Annotated in this window: 15 protein-coding genes; 4 read left to right on the top strand and 11 right to left on the bottom strand. The window is 66.2% G+C overall.

The features are described from left to right. Positions 1–139: 139 nt before the first annotated feature. The 3 genes from JOF43_RS22105 to JOF43_RS22095 are packed head-to-tail and all read left to right on the top strand — an operon-like array spanning position 140 to position 1592. Positions 140–682 carry a hypothetical protein gene (locus JOF43_RS22105; protein WP_209905274.1) on the top strand — a complete coding sequence of 181 codons (543 nt, stop codon included), beginning with the start codon at positions 140–142 and terminating at the stop codon, positions 680–682. Positions 683–715: 33 nt separating this feature from the next. Then, entirely contained in the window at positions 716–1090 is a 375-nt protein-coding gene (locus JOF43_RS22100; RefSeq protein ID WP_209905273.1) for a helix-turn-helix domain-containing protein, read from the top strand. After that, the gene (locus JOF43_RS22095; protein ID WP_209905272.1) at positions 1083–1592 is read left to right on the top strand and encodes a hypothetical protein; all 510 of its coding nucleotides are present in this window, start codon (positions 1083–1085) and stop codon (positions 1590–1592) included. The genes JOF43_RS22100 and JOF43_RS22095 overlap by 8 nt, the downstream gene beginning before the upstream one ends. A gap of 228 nt (positions 1593–1820) precedes the next feature. Here the strand turns inward: JOF43_RS22095 and JOF43_RS22090 are convergent, their stop codons facing one another. From JOF43_RS22090 to JOF43_RS22080, 3 genes are read right to left on the bottom strand one after another with little or no spacing between them, the layout of a single operon-like run. Then, positions 1821–4010 carry a DEAD/DEAH box helicase gene (locus JOF43_RS22090; protein WP_209905271.1) on the bottom strand — a complete coding sequence of 730 codons (2190 nt, stop codon included), beginning with the start codon at positions 4008–4010 and terminating at the stop codon, positions 1821–1823. Position 4011: 1 nt separating this feature from the next. Continuing rightward, the gene (locus JOF43_RS22085; RefSeq protein WP_209905270.1) at positions 4012–4401 is read right to left on the bottom strand and encodes a hypothetical protein; all 390 of its coding nucleotides are present in this window, start codon (positions 4399–4401) and stop codon (positions 4012–4014) included. Next, entirely contained in the window at positions 4398–5552 is a 1155-nt protein-coding gene (locus JOF43_RS22080; RefSeq protein WP_209905269.1) for a hypothetical protein, read from the bottom strand. The genes JOF43_RS22085 and JOF43_RS22080 overlap by 4 nt, the downstream gene beginning before the upstream one ends. A 281-nt stretch (positions 5553–5833) precedes the next feature. On the opposite strand from JOF43_RS22080, the gene JOF43_RS22075 reads away from it, so the two are divergent. After that, positions 5834–6568, top strand: coding sequence for a hypothetical protein (locus tag JOF43_RS22075; protein WP_209905268.1), 735 nt, complete (start codon positions 5834–5836; stop codon positions 6566–6568). A 257-nt stretch (positions 6569–6825) separates the two neighbouring features. Here the strand turns inward: JOF43_RS22075 and JOF43_RS22070 are convergent, their stop codons facing one another. The 8 genes from JOF43_RS22070 to JOF43_RS22035 all read right to left on the bottom strand — a co-directional run bounded on the left by JOF43_RS22070 (position 6826) and on the right by JOF43_RS22035 (position 18817). Then, positions 6826–9342 carry an ATP-binding protein gene (locus JOF43_RS22070; protein WP_209905267.1) on the bottom strand — a complete coding sequence of 839 codons (2517 nt, stop codon included), beginning with the start codon at positions 9340–9342 and terminating at the stop codon, positions 6826–6828. A gap of 1 nt (position 9343) precedes the next feature. Beyond that, on the bottom strand, positions 9344–10390 hold the full coding sequence (locus JOF43_RS22065; protein WP_209905266.1) for a hypothetical protein: 1047 nt from the start codon (positions 10388–10390) through the stop codon (positions 9344–9346). Positions 10391–10442: 52 nt separating this feature from the next. Further along, positions 10443–10997 carry a hypothetical protein gene (locus JOF43_RS22060; RefSeq protein WP_209905265.1) on the bottom strand — a complete coding sequence of 185 codons (555 nt, stop codon included), beginning with the start codon at positions 10995–10997 and terminating at the stop codon, positions 10443–10445. A 196-nt stretch (positions 10998–11193) separates the two neighbouring features. Beyond that, on the bottom strand, positions 11194–11748 hold the full coding sequence (locus JOF43_RS22055; RefSeq protein WP_209905264.1) for a hypothetical protein: 555 nt from the start codon (positions 11746–11748) through the stop codon (positions 11194–11196). A gap of 3 nt (positions 11749–11751) precedes the next feature. After that, positions 11752–13215 carry a RecB family exonuclease gene (locus JOF43_RS22050; RefSeq protein WP_209905263.1) on the bottom strand — a complete coding sequence of 488 codons (1464 nt, stop codon included), beginning with the start codon at positions 13213–13215 and terminating at the stop codon, positions 11752–11754. Between the two features lie 143 nt (positions 13216–13358). Further along, complete coding sequence (locus JOF43_RS22045) at positions 13359–16421, bottom strand: toprim domain-containing protein (protein ID WP_209905262.1); 3063 nt, start codon at positions 16419–16421, stop codon at positions 13359–13361. 1022 nt (positions 16422–17443) lie between these two features. Continuing rightward, the gene (locus tag JOF43_RS22040; RefSeq protein WP_209905261.1) at positions 17444–17806 is read right to left on the bottom strand and encodes a cupin domain-containing protein; all 363 of its coding nucleotides are present in this window, start codon (positions 17804–17806) and stop codon (positions 17444–17446) included. A gap of 321 nt (positions 17807–18127) precedes the next feature. Further along, positions 18128–18817 carry a hypothetical protein gene (locus tag JOF43_RS22035; RefSeq protein ID WP_209905260.1) on the bottom strand — a complete coding sequence of 230 codons (690 nt, stop codon included), beginning with the start codon at positions 18815–18817 and terminating at the stop codon, positions 18128–18130. Positions 18818–18908 lie beyond the last annotated feature (91 nt).

Below are 18908 nucleotides of genomic sequence, written 5' to 3'. Positions count from 1 at the left end.
ATCGGTGGAATGGACGTTGAGGTCTTAGCCTGTTCCGCCCACGCCTCACCGAGCAAGTCGCGCCCCTCGGTCTCGTCAGTCCACTTGGCCCCAAAGCATTCGCCTCCCGAACGTCGGAACGCGTCGATACAATCGCTGCATGGACTGGTCTGAGGTGCGCTCAAATGTCTGCCTGGGCGTCCAGGTCAACTTCCACTGGGTGGACAACCCTTCAGAAGACGAGTCAGACCACATCTCGCAGGCCGTCGAAGCGCTCATCGCGGCGATCAGCATCCCCGGTGTCCGACTGTGGTCCCCGCAGAACACTGCATTGGTGAAGGCGGGGTTCAAGAAGCGGATTGAGAAGGCCGCTCGGGGCGAACTCGAGCCACCTGAGGAGCTCAAACCCCTAGGAAACGGTCGGCTTCCCCTCTACGAGATCCGGTGGAGCGCCATCCATGTACGCGAGCGCCCCGAAGACGGCAGCCCTGAACGCTTCTTCGACGTCGAGGTGAGACTCATCCACGGCGAGCCTCACGAGCTAAGCCTCAGCTTCATCGGTCTGCACGCCCACGAGAAGCAGTACTGGGGCACAGATGACGAGATCAAGCGGGCCCAGGACGTGGAGATCGACACAGCGGCCAGCATCTACGTCGAGGCAGCCCCGCGCCATTGGGGCGTGAAGAGACGCACCGCAGGTTGATCATCAGCTAGCAAGGGATATAGAGTCCAATCTATGTCAGCACCCCACGTTGATGCGGACCGGCTCGAGCAGCGGGCGGAACGGCTCGTCGAAGATCGCGACGAACTTATGAAGTCTCTGATAGCGCTGCGCCGCGAGCACGACCTCACGCAGAAGGACGTTGCTGAGCGTATGGGCGTCAGTCAGCCCACCGTTGCAGCGTTCGAGCACTATGACTCCAACCCAACCCTGGCCACGATCCAGCGCTACGCCATGGCCGTTGACGCGGTCTTGCACACTCGCGTCATCGACGACTGCGGTAATGGCATCCCGAGTGACTGGTCCGATCCTGTCGAGCGGAGTGTGCGCCTTCGGACCCCGCGACGATCTGCGCCCCGGGCGCGGTTCTCGGAGCTCACTTATGCCTGAAGAAGAAGCCACTGGCCCCGAGCTACAGAGCGCGGAGGAGATTGTGCGCGGGCCGGCGCCTGTACTCCGCGACGTCCGATTCTTCAAGATCTCGGCGGAGCTCGTCGAGGCGGATGACGCTTCAAGCCAGAACGAAACCTCAGTCGGCGACTTGACCGCGGATGACGACGAAGAGGGTGCCGATATCGCGGTAGATATCGGCCTGAGAACGCGCCAGAGCGGGCGATTGATCGGCGTCCGCATCGAGTTCACTGCGTCGCAGGAGACCTGGCGCGTCTCCCTAGACGTCTCCGCAGAGTTCGAGGCGAATGAGGCCTTCGTCGCGTCTGAGGCGGCTCGTGTCGACTTTGCCGACAAGGTCGGCGTGATGACCCTCTACCCATATATTCGGGAGACTGTCGGCAACCTGACGCAGCGGACCGTCGGCACGAGCTTTCTGCTCCCCACGATCCGCCAGGGTGATGTCAGCTTTACGAACGAAAAATTTAACACCGAAGACTAACGCGTGTAGATCTTTCTAGATTCTGTGTGGGTCATAGATGAATCCGAGAAGACACCGACTCCGGAGAGGCGTGCGCACCAGGCGGCCGCGTCGCTTCCGAGCTGCACTTCTCACAGGATCGTCACCGATAGGTGGTCCATTTCGCCGTAAACAACTATTGGTTGGATTGCAGCAACTTTGCAGAGCACGCGACCGCACTCGTTGCGCATGGCACCCTGCTCTGGATACTCAGCACTCGGAAGTGGCTGAGCACCGATGCCGCACCTGCCGGGTGAGTGAGCTTCGGTCGTGCACTCCCCCTTCGTGCGATTCTCCCCATCTGACGGACCGGAGGAACTTCCGCCACGTTGGCTCGGCGAGCTCCCACATGACATCCCCGATGGCGAGGGAGGTCATGTCATCCTCCTCGACTGAGACGTGGTGTCCGGTGCCGCCGACGAGCTGGTCGAGCACGTCGATGTTGGAGCGTTGCACTTTCTGGATGGTGTGATCCAGTGTGCCGGGGGCGACCATGGTCGTGACCATGACGGTGCGTTTCTGACCGATGCGGTGCTGGCGGTCCACGGCTTGGGAGACGAGGTCGGGCAGCCATTCGGTTTCGACGAAGAGGGCGTCGGAGCCGCGGGTGAGGGTGATGGCGACGCCGGCGGCGACGATGTTCGCGAGGATCACGGCGATCTTGCCGTCCTGGTAGTCGCGGGTGATGCGGTCGCGCTGCGTGAGTGAGGTGCTGCCGTTGATGACCGCGTGCGGGACGCCGAGCTGGTCGAGGTGCGCATCGAGGGTGTCCATGACGATCTGGTGGATCCCCCACACGATCAGCGGCCGCTCGAACACCACCTCCTCACCGTCGTCGGAGCTAGTGGAATCAACCCAGTCGGCGATGTACTCGGCGGCGGCGGGGATTTTCGCGAGCCCGGCGGCGCGGCGCAGCATCGACACGCAGCCCATCTGGTCCGAGCACCAGGCACGCATCTCTTTCTCCGATGGTGCCTCTCCTAGCTCTCGTGTGCGTTCGCGCAGATAAGCCGAGATTCTCGCCTGGACGTCGCGGGTAGCGGTGCGGTATTCGGTGGTGGGGACGTCGACGATCATGGTCGAGTACTGCTTCTCCGGCAGGTCCGGCAGCACCTGATCTTTCGTCCGACGCACCCACACCTGCTCGGGCAGGATCCGTCCAAGCTCCGGAAGCAGGCGCTTGTACGGAACGACCTTCTCGATGGTCTGCCGCCCGACAGGGATCTCGTAAGTGCGGGTGTAGCGGGACATGAAGGCGGTGCGGGAGCCGAAGATGGGCTGCAGCTGTCCGGTGATCGCCAGCAGCGACGGCAGGTCGGCGGGGTTCGACATCACCGGGGTGCCGGTCAGCACCATGCGGTCCGTGACGGTGGCGGCAAGCTCACGCATCACTTTCGCCCGGCGAGAGTGCCAGTTCTTCGCCCGATGGCCTTCGTCGTAGATCAGCACGTCCGCGGCCCAGGTCTTCAGGTCCTCGAGCAGGGGTCGCCGGGTGGGGGCGGCGAGCAGGGAGTCGGTGACGATGACGATCCCGGTGGCCGGGAGCTCGGGCACCTTGCGGCCCGGCCGGATCAGCACGATCGGGGCGTCCTCTAGGTGTTCGGGGACGTGGCAGCGCTGGACCTCGGTGGCCCAGCTCGTTTGCGCGACCGGTGGGCACACGATGATCCACCGCCTTGCGCCGAGGAGAACGCTGGCGAGGATGGCTTGGACGGACTTGCCGAGGCCCGGGACGTCGGCGAGGAGTCGGCGGCCGGCAGCGACGCACAGGGCACCGATGCGCTGGTAGGGGTAGGGGGTCATGCCAAACCAGTCGGGCACATCGCCGACGACATCCGTGAGAATGTCGATCTCTCTCTGGTGTCCGTCTGTTCCGGACGACCCGGCGAGGTTCTGCACCGCATCGGTGACGGTCTGTGGGTCCTCGATCAGACCGACGATTGGAGCAGAGACGTCGGGCTTCGCGCTACTCGCGGTGCTGCGTCCGCGAAGCGAATCCGGCAGCAGGTGTTCGGGCCAGTCCGCGACGGCCGACGCCGGTGCGATGAATGCGCCGGCGTCGGGGTCGAAGGCCGAGTCGTCGCCGAGCTCGTAGGCGATGTCGGCCCGTGCGGCGAGGCGCGGGAACACGCGCGCCGTTCCGTCGCCGGTGTCGAGGACGAGCGGGTTCTGAAGTGACGCGAGCGTCTCGGGGAACTCGTACGAATCCACCACGATCCCCGCCCGGGCCAGCGCCTCGAGCATCCGAGACGTCGGGGCGGTCGCGCTGCATCGTCCCGTGGCGTCGTCGACGTCGATGCCATCGACGGTGTGCAGGAGCGCGGCGAGGTCTCCCCCAGCCAGCACCGTGAACTCCAGTCGAGGCCGATGTCGGTCGCCGACCAGTGCTGCGAAGCGCACGTCACTCCCCGACGTGCTCGGTGGGGTGGGGCCGGCGGCGTCGCCAAGCCCGGGCGAGGACGATCCCGTACCCGCCGACTAGCAGGACGATGCCGTACAGGGGCACGGCGGTGAAGAACCCGATCCACACCAGGACGTACTCATACCAGTGCTTCCGCTCCCGGGCTGAGATGCCCATGACGACAGCGCCAGGCAGTCCCGCGAGACCCAGGACCAGCAGTGAACTGCCGGTCGCCTCGGTCACCATTGACATCACGATCAGCCACAAAGACGCTCCTCCGACGCTGGTCGCCAACGGCAACAGGTACCTGGTCGCGGTCGCTGCCGCAGCGCGCGTTCGTCGCGGGTCAGAGCCGGTGGCGGACCGGGTGCGGGCCGAGGAAGTGGTCATGCTGGGAACCTCCAAGAGGTCGGGGTGAAATAGGCGGGGTCGGCGACGGGCAGCGGCTCGATGAACAGAGCAATCAGCCCCGAGAGCAGGTCCAAGTGATCGACGCCGACCTGCAACGAGGCTCGCCGCAACAGCAAGGGAAGTGCCTCTCGGGAAGCATCCCGTCGCGCGGTCTCGGTAGCGGTGAGCCGGCGGCGAATCCGGTCGAAGTCCGTGTGGATTTCCACCTGGCAATCCAGGAACGCCTCGAACGCCTCACTGACCACGGTGGTTGCAGACGCAGGGACACCGTCGCGGGCGCGAGCTCGCAACCGTTCGAGGTCGCCGGACCGGGCAGTAGGTCGCGGCAGTGGTCGCAGCGCGGCACTGGCCAGCACCCGGGGGATGTCCCGCTCGGACGTGGTGAGCGCATGCAACGCCGCCACGTCATCTCGGTTCCAGTCTGCCCAGAGCAGGCCGACCGACTCGCGCACCGATCCTTCGATCCCCGCGAGTTCCCCGGCGAGTACTCGGCGTAGCGAATCAGGGCGGGACTCGAGCTCGTGCTGCAGGTCAGCTCGCTGTTCGTCGGCGAGGTTCCACGGGCTCAGCGGCGGCAGACCGAGCAGTTGGTGGAGCGCAGAGGCATGCACCAAGCGGATCGTCGCGCTGGTCGCCGGTAGACCGCGCGTGGACTCATCGACCTCGGGCACAGTCCCTGCCAGCACCGCATCCTCCGCGCTAACGACCGCCGCCTGCTCGAGTACCAGCGGAGCGGCCAGCTCGCGGGTCTCGACGGACATCTCCCTCAGGATCCGGGTTGTGCGCATGGTACCGATGACCTTGCCGATCCAACCCGCAGCCGACAACTTGCCATCGGCGAAGCGATCCGGGTCCAAGTGCCCGTCATGCTCGGCGCGTCCCAGGGCGTAGCGGACCAGCATGGACGTCACCGCGGCGGTGACCTCGTCACTCCCCCACACCTCAGCCAGCCGGCCATGGTGGCGGTGGCACATCAGCTGGGCCACCCCGCTGTCTACAGCCGCCGAGAGGATCTTCGCGGCCGCCTCACTCCGCGTCAGCGTCCCGGTCCAGAACTGCTGGCCGAGAATCCGGGCACGCTCGTCCAACAGGCCGGAGGCCGCCGAGGGGACGTAGGCACGCGGGTTCATGCCAGCGCAGTGGGCGAGGCAATCCCCTCACGGGACGTTACGAGTTGTCACGTGATCTGTCTGGCGGACCCCGCGGTGACCTGCCGTGCGCGATCTCCGTAAAACTCATGAGGCCTCACATTCAGGGTCAAGCCCCGTGCGTACGCAATTCTTCTCAACTGAGCGTCGGCGGACCGCAGGCAAATCCCGCACCGGCACGCTCCGAGCAACCATGTGGTGCCTTACAGGTGCTCGCAGAACCTAACGTGGTCAAGAGGGTCTTCGACCCCTACACTCAGCTCATGAACCAGGTCTCGGTCCGATGGGTGCTCGGCGTTGGTGGCGCCCTCGCCATGGTTGCCGTGCTCGTATGGGGGCTCCTAGAGAACATGGAATCGATCGCACTCCTTGCATTCGGGGTAGGCGCGCTATTCGTGTATGTCGCCTACACCGGTCAACAGATCACGGCCTTTAAGGCCGGTGGCGTGGAGGCGACACTGGCGGACGCGGTCACACAGACCCTGCGCGATCCCGAAGTACCCGAAACCGTCAAGGCCCGCATTAGTGATCACGTTCAAGACGTAGCCCTTCCTCCGCCGTTGCGGCGCGCCACACAGCAGATCCTCTCGCGGCAGGATCAAGCCATGAAGTACGAAGCCGACGTGGGCGAGGCATTGACGCGAATCGGCGGAGCAGAGTGGCAGGTGGCCGATGGGCCCAATAGCGGCCCGTTTGACTTCGAGGTACAGCGCTCGAGGGATGGAGCGATAGCGCGCGTGGAATGCAAATGGTCCGACGAGCCGCCGTCGACCCACCAGTTAACGCAGTGGCTGCGGTCATTGGAGCGGGTAGGGCCGGCGGGCATTGGCTCCCTCCTAGTGACCTCGGGGAAGCCACCCGGCACGGCTCGCCACGGGGTCGTCACCTGGGGACGCCCAGATGACGACGATGCTTTGCTCGTCGCGATCACTAATGCATTTGCGGTGCCGCAAAATCAAACCTCATCGGACACACCCACGGCCGGACTGGGAGAATAGCTGTGGCCCTGGCAGGGCGTCCCGAAAGACCTGTCCGTTGATTGGTCCGGTGAAGAGGCCATATGCGAGGCACTGAGGGGCTGATAAACGATCAGTTGACTGAAGTCCCCCAAAGATCAGATCGCCACGCGCCCACTCCCACGTCGTCGCAACCTCGTCGCCAGCAACTGCGCAGCTTGGGGCGCCCGATAGAGGACTACCGAGATGGCCTGGGTTCGTCTCAAGAATCGCCAAGCGGAGCCGGATCGGTAGATGGGTCAGATCACGATGCGGCCCTCGCGGCGCGCACGGTCCAACGCGTTGGTAGAGGACTTAGCCAGGAAGTCCGGCGGGATCTTAATTTCCACATCCACAGCGCGGTCGTCGAGGTCGCAGTACAGGCCGATGGCCCCGCGGATCAGGCGGACGCGGTTGTCCTTGTCGTCGTACTCGAACAGCGGCTTGCGGCTGCCGAAGTTCGCTCCGCCCTTGCCGATGCGCTCCGGTGCCGTCGTGAACCGTAGACGTTCCGGGGTCGGTTCGACGCCGAACAGCTGGAACGCGGCCTCTGCTTCCTTGGGGTCTTTCGTGTGCAGGATGATCCCGCGGGCGATGTGGTGGGTGAGGTTCGCTTCGATCAGGTCGGAGATCCGCTGGGTGAAGAGGATCGGGAAGACCTCGAGGGAGCGGGCGAGCCGGCCGAGGCGTTCCATCTCCTCAGCCCCGGCGCCGAGGAACACCCAGGCCTCATCGAGCATCAGTACACCGCGGCGTCCTCGGAGAGCTTCGGCGGATCCGAAGACCATCATGCGGATGAGTGCGGCAGAGACTCTCTGCGTCAGACCGAGGGTGGCCTGGTCGACACCCATCGGCGGGAGCTCGAGGTTGGCGTTGCCGACCTTGATGTAGGTGATGCCTTCGGCGGCGCTGAGGACCTCCCCATCGTCCTGCAGACCGACCATGGCACCGAACAGAGGGTCGTTCTTCGACTGGCGAAGGATCGGATCGACAAGCTCCGGAGTCGCCTTCCCGTCCGCCTTCGCGATCTCGAGTGTCGTGCCGATGGCCTTCGCGCCGCGGGTGACTCCGTACTTCAGCGCCTCCTGCAGGTCCGCTTCGAAGTTCTGCGTGGAGTGCGGCCAGACGTTGACCGCGTGCAGCATCGAGACGGCGGTGTTGATCCCGTCGCCGGGGGTCTTCGAGAATCGCAGCGGGTCGAACACTCCCGTACCGCCGGCACCGCCCAAGCCCCCGGAGCCTCCGGCGAAGGAGTCGAGTGAGAACGTGGTCCCGTGATCCCCGAACGATTCCGAGAAGTCGCTGTTCTTCTTGGGGTCGATGACGATGACGGGACGGCCCTCGAGCGCGTACTGGTACGCGGAGTAGGCCATGAACTGCGATTTTCCCGCTCCGCTACTGCCCACACACCCGAATATTGGGTAGACGTCAGTGTCCGAGGAGGCCGTGGCGCTCATGAGCGCTTCCTGTCGGTCACGGATCGTGAACCCCACGTTTGCGCCATGCGCGTCGCCGACCGTCCCGAGTGAGGCGATGCCCGAGTAGGCCACGCTCGAGGACGGCAGATCCATCAGGTTCGGGTTCGCGCGCACTGGGGAACCAATCCAGGACTCCGCGAGAGCGAGCGGCTGGCGGTTGTCCATCGGGGCGACCTCGAACGCGGTGCCGTTGCCGAGAGTGTCCAGGCGCTTCTTGCCCTGCCCGGTGAACGCCGCGACCACACTCGTCTCTACAAGAGTCGGGAATGCCTTCCCGGTGGAGTAAGCGCCTTCGACCTGCTCAAGGGTCTGGACCATCTCCTCCTGCTGCTGGTCATCGAGCTTGCCCTGGGCCTTCGCGTTGCGGATGTCGCGCAGGTAACGGTCCCGCTGTCGGCGCAGCTCCTTCCGCGTGATCGGGCTCGGCTCGATCAATCCCCGGATCGACACCATCACCGCGCCGCGGTCCAGGAGGGTCGAGGCCCAGGTGCTCAGCGAGTTCGCGGCACCCTGGAAGGGCAGATCCAGTCCGTAGACCGATCCCATGCGGAGCACGTGGTGGCCTTCGATCCCTGTGGGCCAGGACGCGCAGGAGTCGACGTCGTGCCGGGCGGCTGTCTGCGACCCGGCGACGGTGCGGAAGACGTGCAGGTGATCGGCGTGGGGTAGGAGCGAGGCGCCGGTGGATCCGCCCGCTGCCCACCAGGATTCGGCGAGGTGGAAGTCCTTCGGGGTCGGAATGGTGAACCCGGAGCGGGTCATCATGTCGCCGACGTCCTCGAGGTCCTGCTGGTAGTCGACCATCGGCACCTCATAGGTCGTCATCGAGGTCGCGACCGAGTCGATGACATCGCCGATGCTCCGATCAGCCCCGCCGACAATGTCGTTCAGCCGGGTGCCCATCAGCAGCAGTCGGTCCTGGGTGCGCTCATCCCCGAACCACTGCTGCAGCGTCTCGCCGTGGCGTGAGCCCTCCGGGGGCGAGTACCGGCGCGGCAGGTTCACCAGCAGGAGGTGGAAGGGACGGTAGCGGGCGCGGGCCATCGAGCGGCGCGCGGTCGTATACGGAGTTTCGGCGGCGAGCTCTTCGATCGCGGCAGCAATCGGGTCGCCGACCTCAAGAGCTTTGGCATGGGTCTTCGCGTCCTTGACGGGTGCCAGGGGTGCTTTCCGGTACAGCCACAGTCCGCCGCCGACGGGGAGCACGCGACCGTCGCCGTAGCGGACCCTCGTAGCCGTCGGCATCTTCGGGACCTTGTGGTCCTCCAGGCGGACGTCTCTCATCGTTGCGGTCGCCATGTCATTCCTGCCCTTCCGTGGTCGGTGCCGGCTCGGCGGTCTCTCCCCCACCATCGGAAGCAGCCGACGTGTCCGTTGTCGGGTCGTCGACGTCGCCGTCCAGCGAGGCGGCATTCTCGTAGTCGCTCAGCCCGGTCCCGGATCCGGTCGCGCCCCAGGCGGTCACGTACGGTGCGGCCGTGTCGGCGCCGCGCACGAGCACGTCGTACTGCACCGTCGTCGAGGCCTCCCCGGTGCTCTCCTCGGCGTCCGCATCGGTGAGCTCAACCGAGACTGTCGCGACGACAGTAGAAGAGTCCATCTCCCCGTCATCGCTGACGGGTGAGACGGCTTGGATGATCGACACCGAGGTGACGTCCACTCCGGTGAGGGTGGAGTACACGTGGGCGGGGTCCTCGTCGCGGGTGGCGAGCTTGAGTTCGTTCGGTGAGGTGGCCAGTGCCTGTGCCCATGAGGTGATCGCGTCGGTCGTCGACGCGGAGTCGCCGGTGGTCTCCCATCCTTCGGTGGGTTCGGTCGGTTCCCAGTCGGCGACGGCGCTCGGTGGCAGCGGCGTCACCGTCGGTGTGGACAGCACCTTGACTCCCTTCGATGGTGAGTAGGCAGTGCGGACTGCGGCCCGGTAGTAGACCCCGTCAGCGGTGCGGAGGGTGAAATCGTGGGTCATCAGCTGGTAGCCGATGTCCTGCGCAGTCGCCTCGACCGCCTCGACGTGGCTGGTCCCGTCCCAAGAGGTGATCTCGGCGCCGGCGAACACGGACTCGTCGGCCGCGAGCCACTGCTCCAGGGAGCGTTCTGCCTGGGTACGGCCGGTCTGGGTCGCCTCGACCTGTGCGGTCCCGGGCCCGGTGGTCTCGACCCCGTTCAGGACGATGCTGAACATGAGGATCAGGCCGAGCACGTTCAGCGGGGCCAGGATCACGCTGGCGAACACGGCACGGCGTGCAGCGCGGTAGCGGCGCATGCCCCGAGCTCGCGCGGAGAGGTCCGGCACGGCCTCGGCGGTGTCGAACAGGTCATCGACCTGATGGCGTCTCCTGGTCGGCATCCGAATCCCTCTCCCTGTCAGCTCAGCGTGCGTGTGGTCCTGGCCGGCGGTCTCACGTGGCCAGCAGGGCGAGGAGTCGCTGGAGGGCGCTGTCGTCAATCTGGGCTGCCCGTACCGGGTCCACGAGCACTAGCGCCGCGTCGGTCGACTTCGCGGGGAGCTCCCCCGGCAGCGCCTGGTCAGAGAACGCATCGACGAGCTGGGTCAGTGCCTGCAGCTCCGGCTGGGACATGCCCACCAGGTGCACGACGGCCTCGGGGACGGACCCGGCCTGGATGATCGTGAGGTCCGCGACCGCTGCCTCGAGCGGGGAGGTCTTCGCGGCCATAATCGTGGTCGTCAGATCCGCGATGCCTGGCGAGGGGGCACCGGTGAGTTCGGCGGCGAGGAGGCGGGTGTCATCGTCCGTCTCCGCGATCTCTTCGGCCTTCACGGCGATGCGTCGTAGCGAGGCTTTCACGGTCCGGGTCGAGGGACGCCCCCGCTTGCCCGCACTCTTCGCCGAGGGGGCCCGGCGCTTGCGGGGCTTCGGCACTACAGGTGCGTCGTCAGGTGCCTCGGGCGGATCTGCCTGGACGGGTGGGTCGAGGACGGTCTGCTCGCTCATGAATGCTCCTCACAGGTGCACGGGGTCGGTATCGGGATCGGTAGTGGGCGGAGAATTTCCTACTCGTCGCCACGACCACCCCATGCCCGCCCACTCACTACCCCTGGCGGAGCAGGGGAAGGGACCACACCCACCCCCGGTGATGGGATGGATGCGGCCCCGATGACCCCCCTTTTTTTCGTCGAGGGTGGTCTGGTCAGGCGGCGATGGACTGGCTGTCGGCGTCGAAGTGGGAGTCTTCGCCGAGGTCCATGAGGTGCAGGACCACGCGGGTCTTCTTGTCCGGGTTGTTGGCCCAGGGCTCGAGGATCACCCACAGCAGGACGCGGTGGCCGATCAGGGCCTTCGCCTCGGAGGCGAGCATCAGCCCCTCGGGGTCATCGGTCCGCTCGGTGCGGGCGATCTCGTAGCCCGGCTCTACACCGTCGATCTCCTTCTTCGTGCCCGTGTACAGCAGCAGCTTCCCGCGAGTGGAGGACTTCTCCCGTGTCACCTTCACGATCGTGCCGACGAAGCGCTTCAGCTCCAACCCGTCGGCGCCGCCGGTGAGCCGGTCGATCAGCTTCCAGGACGTGGAGCCTTCGGACAGTTCGGCGACGAGCTCTCGGATCGCCTTGGACACCGCCACCTGGCGGGGCACGGCCCGCTCGATACCGGGGACCTTCACGAGCCCGTCGTCGGTGACCTCGAGCTTCGCCACCCGGTCGTGGGCGGCCATGATGATCTGGACGTGATCGGTCGTCGCGGTCATGGGTCAGGCCTCCTTCCGCATCGGGGCGATGCTCGCGAGGGTGTCGATGTCGGCGGTGATCTCGTCGGTCCCGGCCAGGCGTACCGCGGCCGCGGCGATCGAGCGGGTGTGACCGGTGACCATTTTGATCCACGTCGCCCACGTCTCGGCGTCCTCCCCGAACGGCGGGGGCACGGAGACGAGCACGGTGCGCAGCACGCCCCGGATGCGAGTGTTGGTGCCCTCCTGGAACGAGGTCGACCCCGACAGGCCCTCCTGCACATCGGTGACGATCGAGGCGAGCACGTTCGTCATGGCGTCCACGGCGATGCGCTGGATCGGGACGCCGTGCGTGCCCAGCAGTTCGTAGGCCAGGCTGGAGATGCCGAAGTAGCCGGTCGCCGCGTAGCTGGCCCCGTTGAGCTTGCCCCGCACGACCTCCTCCCACGGCTTGTCCTCGGCAAGTGCGTGCTCGGCCATGATCAGTCCCTCCATCGAAGTCTCCGTCGTCTCTCCCGGCTCTGCCGGGGACACCACGGCAGTGGGCGAAGCCTGGTCCTCGCGGGACGGGACCGCAGCCTCGATGTCGATCAGATCCGTCTGGCAGAGAGCGGTCTGGGAGTCGGTCCGATCAGTGTTGAACTTCGAGGCCTGCGCGGCCGGGCACAGGTTCACCAGGGGGCACCACCCGCACAGGGGCCCGGTCTGGGTCGGGAACATCGCCTCCTGCACCATCTCGTTGTGGATATCCCAGGCGCGGGCGAACTCCCCGACGGTCTGGGCGACCCGCTTCTCAGAGACGGCAACGACCCGGGACTTACCGTGGCGGGTGTAGTTCACGCGCCCTTCGATCACCGGCTCGTCCTGGACCTTCCGCAGCCCGGCGGCGTAGAGACGGATCTGGTCGCCGTGGTCATCGCCGTACAGCTCGAGCTTCCGCTTGTCAGGGATCTTGTTGCTGGTCTTAAAGTCCACCGGGCGCAGTCCGGTCCGTCCGCGTGCAGTGACGCGCAGGGTGAGGTCGACGAAGCCGATGAACGGCACTCCCCCGAGCTCGATCCCCCGCAGCGGCCATTCGGTCGCCACCACGTCCACCTCGCGCGGGTCCTCGATGTCGAAGATCCCCTGGTACTTGCCGATCACGTCGGCGATGAACAACTGCCGGGTCACCGGATCGTTCAGCTGCGGGAAGTCACCATGGCGCCACTGCGCGACCATCGACAGCAGGATGTTCGCTGCCCGCCGCCTAGTCCGTTTGCCGCCCGGCAGCTTGTACAGCTCCTCGAGCACGGAGTGGACTGCCGTGCCCTGCGTCGTCGCAGCGAACGGGTCCGGTGCCTGCTCACCGAGAAGCTTGCCGAACGCGTATCCCGCCGCACAGTTGTGCGACAGCGCCTTGGCCGTCGACGCAGACAGCGCCGTGCGCCGCACCTGGGCCAGATCAGCCGCGTCGAGGTGCAGGCCCTGCCGGGTCAGTGTCGAGACCATGCCTGCTCCCTTCGTGAGGATCGTGGACCAGGTGACAGTGGGCGAACCCGTCCCCTGGCAGGACACCTCGTCGTCGCGTCACTGCCGGCTCAGTGATGCCTCAGTGACGACATCAGTGTTCAATGACGACCTCTGTGATTCCGTCACACGTCATCGAACAGCGTGCTCAGCTCGATCGGGACGCCACGTACCCGAGCCCCACCAGTGCGAGTCTCGACGTCTCCGGTCCGTAGCCCGTCACGCACCCGCGGCTCCCAGATCCCCTCCGCAACCAGCCCCTCGTGCCAGACGGCCTGCCAGCTCGTGCGGGCAGTCTGCCCGGCCGGGATCAGGTGCCGGGCCTGCTGGCGAGCGACCTGGAACGCGTCGCGGTTGAACACGATGACATCGCGACCAGAGCCGCGAGCATCAGCGACATAGCGTCCCAGGAGCTCGCCGCGCGGGTCCCGGCCTGCCGGCCATCCCAGGCGCAGGTTCAGGCTCGTGTCATTCGTCGGCGGCGCCCCGACATCCTTGGGCACCACGGACTCCACGTACCCCTTCTGGCTCTCCAGCAGGTATCTCAGCGAGTCGACCAGGGCGTGGCCGGCTGTGCGCTGCTGCTGGGTGCGGGAGAGGTCCACGGTCAGCTCCGCGAGGTCCTCCCGCATCGCCTCGATGCGCGCGAGGAACGCCTCGTCCATGTCGAGACCGATCGCGTACTGCTCGAGCAGGGCGACGCTGAGGAGGTACTCGCTCATGATCTGTGAGTGGCGGGTGGCGTTGACCTTGCTGCCGAGCGCCGCCTCCACGTGGCGCTTGGCGTCGCGGGCTGAGTCGTCCCGTTCGAGCACGAACGTGGTCCGGACCGCGGGGTATCCGGTCCGGGCGGACCAGCTGCCCATCCAGCGCAGCATCTGCGCGGACAGGCGGGCCTGGTCGCCACTTGCGAGCATGTCGTTCAGCGTCGCGAGCGGATCGGCGGTGGCGGAGTTGATGAACCCTCCCCCGCCGTCGGAGTACAGCGTCAGCATCCGATCGCGGACCGAGTCGATCTGCAGCTCGTTCTCGGCGGTGACGACCACGAACGCGCGCGGCGGGTTCTGCACGCGAGTCTTCATATCCGAGGTCATGCGGCCCTTGCCGGCGCCGTTGAACGCGGAGCGGACCATGGCCTCGAGGTCACTGGTCTGCTTCTCCCACTGGCGCTGATCAGAGTTGGGGGCGAAGTCATCGATCACCCACATCATTGACTTCGAGACCGAGTTCTCCATCCACGCCCTGGTGTCCATGGCTGAGCCGGGCAGTCGTTCGGCGCTCCAGGCCCCGCCGCGGGAGGCCCAGAAGCCCTGGATCATCGAGGCGAGCCAGGACTTGCCCGAGCGGCGTCCGCCGACGATGTACAGGACGCTGTGCGGCGTGATCGGGACGATGGGTCGGATCCCGGCGAGTAGGGCGACCATCCCGAAGCGCGCATCGACGAACGTGTCCGGGGACGTGTACGCGTCGATGATGCGGCGCAGCAGGTCGCGCTGCTGATCCGGGCTCATCTCCTCGTCGATCACGCCGAAGTCGTCGATGGTGGCGAACTCGTCGGCGGTCAGGCCGGCCTGGGCGCGCTCGTCGCTCGCTCCGGCCGGTCCGATCACCTGGCGTCCGGCAATGAACGAGGGGATGCCGTCCTTTGTGGGGACCCAGCCTTGACAGCCCCAGAGCACGTCGTCAGTGGTCTCCGAGGCGCGGTAGTCCTTGATGGCGCGGGTGAAGTTGATTCCGGAGCGGGGCGGCCAGGACGGCAGGGCGGAGACCTTCGTGGGGATGTCGGCGCCGTAGCGGGTCTCCCACTTCGCGGGGTCCTCATCCAGCATCGCCTTGGGGCCGCGGATCGTGGCGGTATCGACCAGGCCGTCGGCCGTGCGCCACTGGACCGCGACGACCACTTGGCGTTCGGTGCGGGAGACGGCGCCGGGGATGATCCGTCCGCCGTCGAGCTCGTCCGCGGTGGGTAGGCGGAACTCTTCGAAGCTGACCAGGCGTCCGCCGAGGTCGTCGATCTTCTGCCAGTTCTTCAGCTCGGGGCCGCCGGCGGGGTCGGGGCGGACGTTGCACACCTCGATCGCGAACCCGTCCTGGGAGACGCGGGTCTGGCCCTTCTCGCCGGTGTCGTCCACGGGCCGCTCGGGCAGGTCGGTGATCTGCAGGTCCAGGGCGTCGCTCCAGCGGCCGGAGTAGGCCAGGAAGTCGTCGATGCCGCGCTTGGGGTCCACGGTCTCGTCACCGCGCGGAGACAGGTCGATCAGTCCGGTGGAGGCGACGTTGCGTTTGGCGAGGAAGTCCATCAGGCCGTAGGCGGCGTCCCAGACGGCGGCGTTGCGGGCGATGTCGCCGTCGAAGCAGATGATCGCGTCCCGGTCGCGCATGCTCACGGTGTTCCACTCGTCGTTGCGCCGCCAGGACTGCACCCCGGGGATCGCGAGGACCAGGATCCGCTTCGCTGCCGGGATGGCCGTGAGCAGTTTCTGCAGCTGCTTGAGGGGGTCGGTGGCGCCGACGGCGGTGCGCAACGTCTCGCTGGTGACGCCGCTGTCGCGCAGGACGGCGGTCAGGACCGAGTCGGCCTTCACGACGCCTTCGGTGAACAGGATCGGGACCGTGGGGTCGGCGAACCATGCCGGCGGTGTGGCGGGATGGGCGTCGATCGCGGTGCCGGAACCAGCGAGGAACATGTACTTCGCCCAGCTGGACCCCGCAGGTGGGTCGTTCTCCGGGCGCAGCTGCAGCGTGCCGAGGATCGGTTCGCCCCGGGCGATGGAATCCATTTTGAAGTAGGGGATCTCCATCCACGCGCCTTGCCGGGCAAGACTCAGCAGGTGCCGGCCGGGGTTCCGGCGTCCGTCGAACCCGAAGCGGCGCAGGGAATCCTTCGCGTCGTCGGTGCCAGAGATCGTGCGGTAGCCGCGGGCTTGGGCAACGAGCGGAGCAACGATCGAGGAGCGCAGCTTCGTGACGGACACGTCGCCGATGGAGCCGGCGTAGTGCGAGGCGGGGAAGGGTTCTTCCCGCATGGCCGAGATCGCGGTTTCGATGTCGGCGACCGACAGTCCGTCGTCCTCGTCGAACGCGGCGTCGTCGCTCTCGTCGGCGGCCGGGTTCGGGACTGCGGGGTGGGCGTGGGCGTCCTGATCGGCGGGGTGCTGGGCCTGAGCGCGCGGATCCGGGGTGTTCATGATGGCCGCAGTGGGCGGAGCCGAACTCTCGCAGGACACTCGCCCACAGATCGACTAGCGCCAACATGCGCCAACGGAGCGTTCGCCCAGGTCACATACGCATTCGGCGATTTTCTCCACCCCAACGCCAACGCGCTCCACCCATCAAACGTGCAGGTCAGTCTGCGTTTACCCCCATATCCCACATCTCCCACTATAACCTTTATAGAGAAGTAGGTAGTAGTAGTAAGAGGAGATATGAAACCAGATCCCCTATACGTATGCAGTTTCCGGCGCGCAATGTGGGATTTGGTGTCAAACGGGGTCTGACCTGCACGAACACCGACCTTCAGACGTTGGCGCTCCGTTGGCGGTGTTGGCAAACCCAGTCTGACCTGGAGTTTTGTTGCGGCGTTCGTTGGCGCTGCGCCACCATGCACGCCTCGACAGGCGGGACCCCAGCCCATTCGGTGTCCTGGACCACTTCAGGGGCGTTGATCGTTTACCCAGGTCACCCCAGGTTTGCCAACGGTGCGCCAACAGCCGCGTTCCCCACGAGATTCGTCTGTTCGTGCAGGTCGGGAGTCGTTTGCGCCACTCGTCCGGCGAGGGCAGCGCCGCCATGGTGCCAACGTATAACGTGCAGGCCAGGTCGTGTTTGCGTACATATCCCACGTTCCCCGGTATGACCTTATAAGGGAAATGTCTATCGGTCCCTCAAAACGGCTCCAGACGTCCGGGGTCGCCATCCGTGCAGGTCATTCCGGGTTCACCAACGGAGCGCCAACATCTGCGGCCGTGCACGTTTCATCCGTTTGCGCAGGTGAGGCCTGCTTTCGAGCTCCGGACAGAGATCGCAGTGCCACCGTGGTGCCAACGCATAGCGTGCAGGTCAGGCCGGGTTTGCGTACATATCCCATGTTCCCCAGTATGACCTTATAGGGGAAATCTCTATCGGTTCTCGAACGCAGCCCCGAGGGCCCCGGCTACACCGGGCGTCCACCATGACCTCGTGCCGTTGCGAAGGCATGACCCCCGACGCGCTAGTCATGGATCTCCACGAATTGCTCACCGAGCTCGATCTCACCTTGCGTCTCGACGATGGCGACAAGCATGTCCACGGTCGCCCACGACTGGTGCATCTCCCCCGGTTCCCACACTGCAGCTTGGCCCGCTTCGATCTGCCGCCGCGAACCCCCGCCAGCCGCTACCTCGCCGCGTCCGTCGACGATTGCGAAGATCTGCCGCACCGGTGCCCGGTGTTCACCGATGGTTCCGCCTGCTTCGATGCGGGCGATGTTGACCCGGATGCCGTCAGTGCGCGCCATTCGCGGGAGGAAGTCCATCACAACCCCATGGCTGGCATGCACAGTGATCTGACGGGTGGGGACGGCAAATATTCGCATAGGTCCAGCTTGCACCTCAGAATCGTCGTCGGGGGCGTGAAGATCTGGTCGTTGATTGCGGGGGTCGGCGGACGCCCCAACAGAGCGTCGGGCGCCGTCCCAGTGACTAGATTGTCCTCGATCCCCGCCCTTTGGTGTCCTCGTGAACTGTCAGGAGGCGCCGTGGCCCTGGGGGACGGAACAAGGTGCCACTCGCGAGCAGCGGGAGTCCCGTCATGATGAGGAAGGCCCACCGGAAGTCGAGGACACTGGCGAGCACACCGACCAGAACGGCTCGGTCGATTCCGGGGCCGAGGATTGCCGTCCGTTCGGCGTGGGCGGTCAGATCTCGCGCTGATCCTCGGTGGCAGCGGTGGCGCGGTAGTCCTCGTCGGTGAGTGCTGCGGTGAAGATGTCGGGGTCGATGATCTCGTGGGGCACGGGGCGTCCGTCTTCGACGGCGGAGGCGTAGGAGAGCCAGCCGTACATCATCGACAAGGGGAACTCGTCGTCGTTGCCGCAGTAGTTGCGTCGGCGCCATAGCGACCAGAGGACGATCGACTGGGCGACGTCAGCGGTGACGGCGTCGCGGCGGCTCTCGGTCGCTTTGCGGAGCTCGGTGAGGGTGAACTGGCCGTCTTCGCTGCTGGCGGCGCACGCAGCCATGACGCGGGCCGCGCCAGGCGGCATCGGGTCAGCGATGGCGATCAGGTTGATGTCCAGCAGCAGGCGTTCGCGATCCCACTCTTCCTCGTCCTCGGGTACGAAGGTGACGTCGCTGCCGTCGCGGAAGGTGCCGAAGCCCGGGTGGGGGGTCCGCCAGGGGTCCGAGGGCGGCAGGGTGTCCAGGATCGTGGCGGTCACGCCGGTGGCCCAGGCGATGGTGAAGGCGGGCGTGCGGCGGGTCCATTCGCGGAAGCGGCGGTCGATGTCGACGCGGGTCGTCATGGGCACGAGGGGGTCGTGCGCGGCGGCGGCCCACTGGGCGAATGTGCGCCGGCGCGAGGTTGCTTCCTCGCGTGTGATCTCCATAATTCCGCCCGTCGTCCGCTCGAACTGCATCAGGTCATCGTTCCATGTCTGCCTGCAGGAACGAAGTCTCGTGCACTTGATTCGGTGCACC

Source organism: Brachybacterium sacelli, assembly GCF_017876545.1.
In the GTDB taxonomy this organism is placed as follows: domain Bacteria; phylum Actinomycetota; class Actinomycetes; order Actinomycetales; family Dermabacteraceae; genus Brachybacterium; species Brachybacterium sacelli.
The sequence above is the reverse complement of the archived record's forward strand: the minus strand, read 5'-3'. Positions and strand labels throughout refer to the sequence as shown.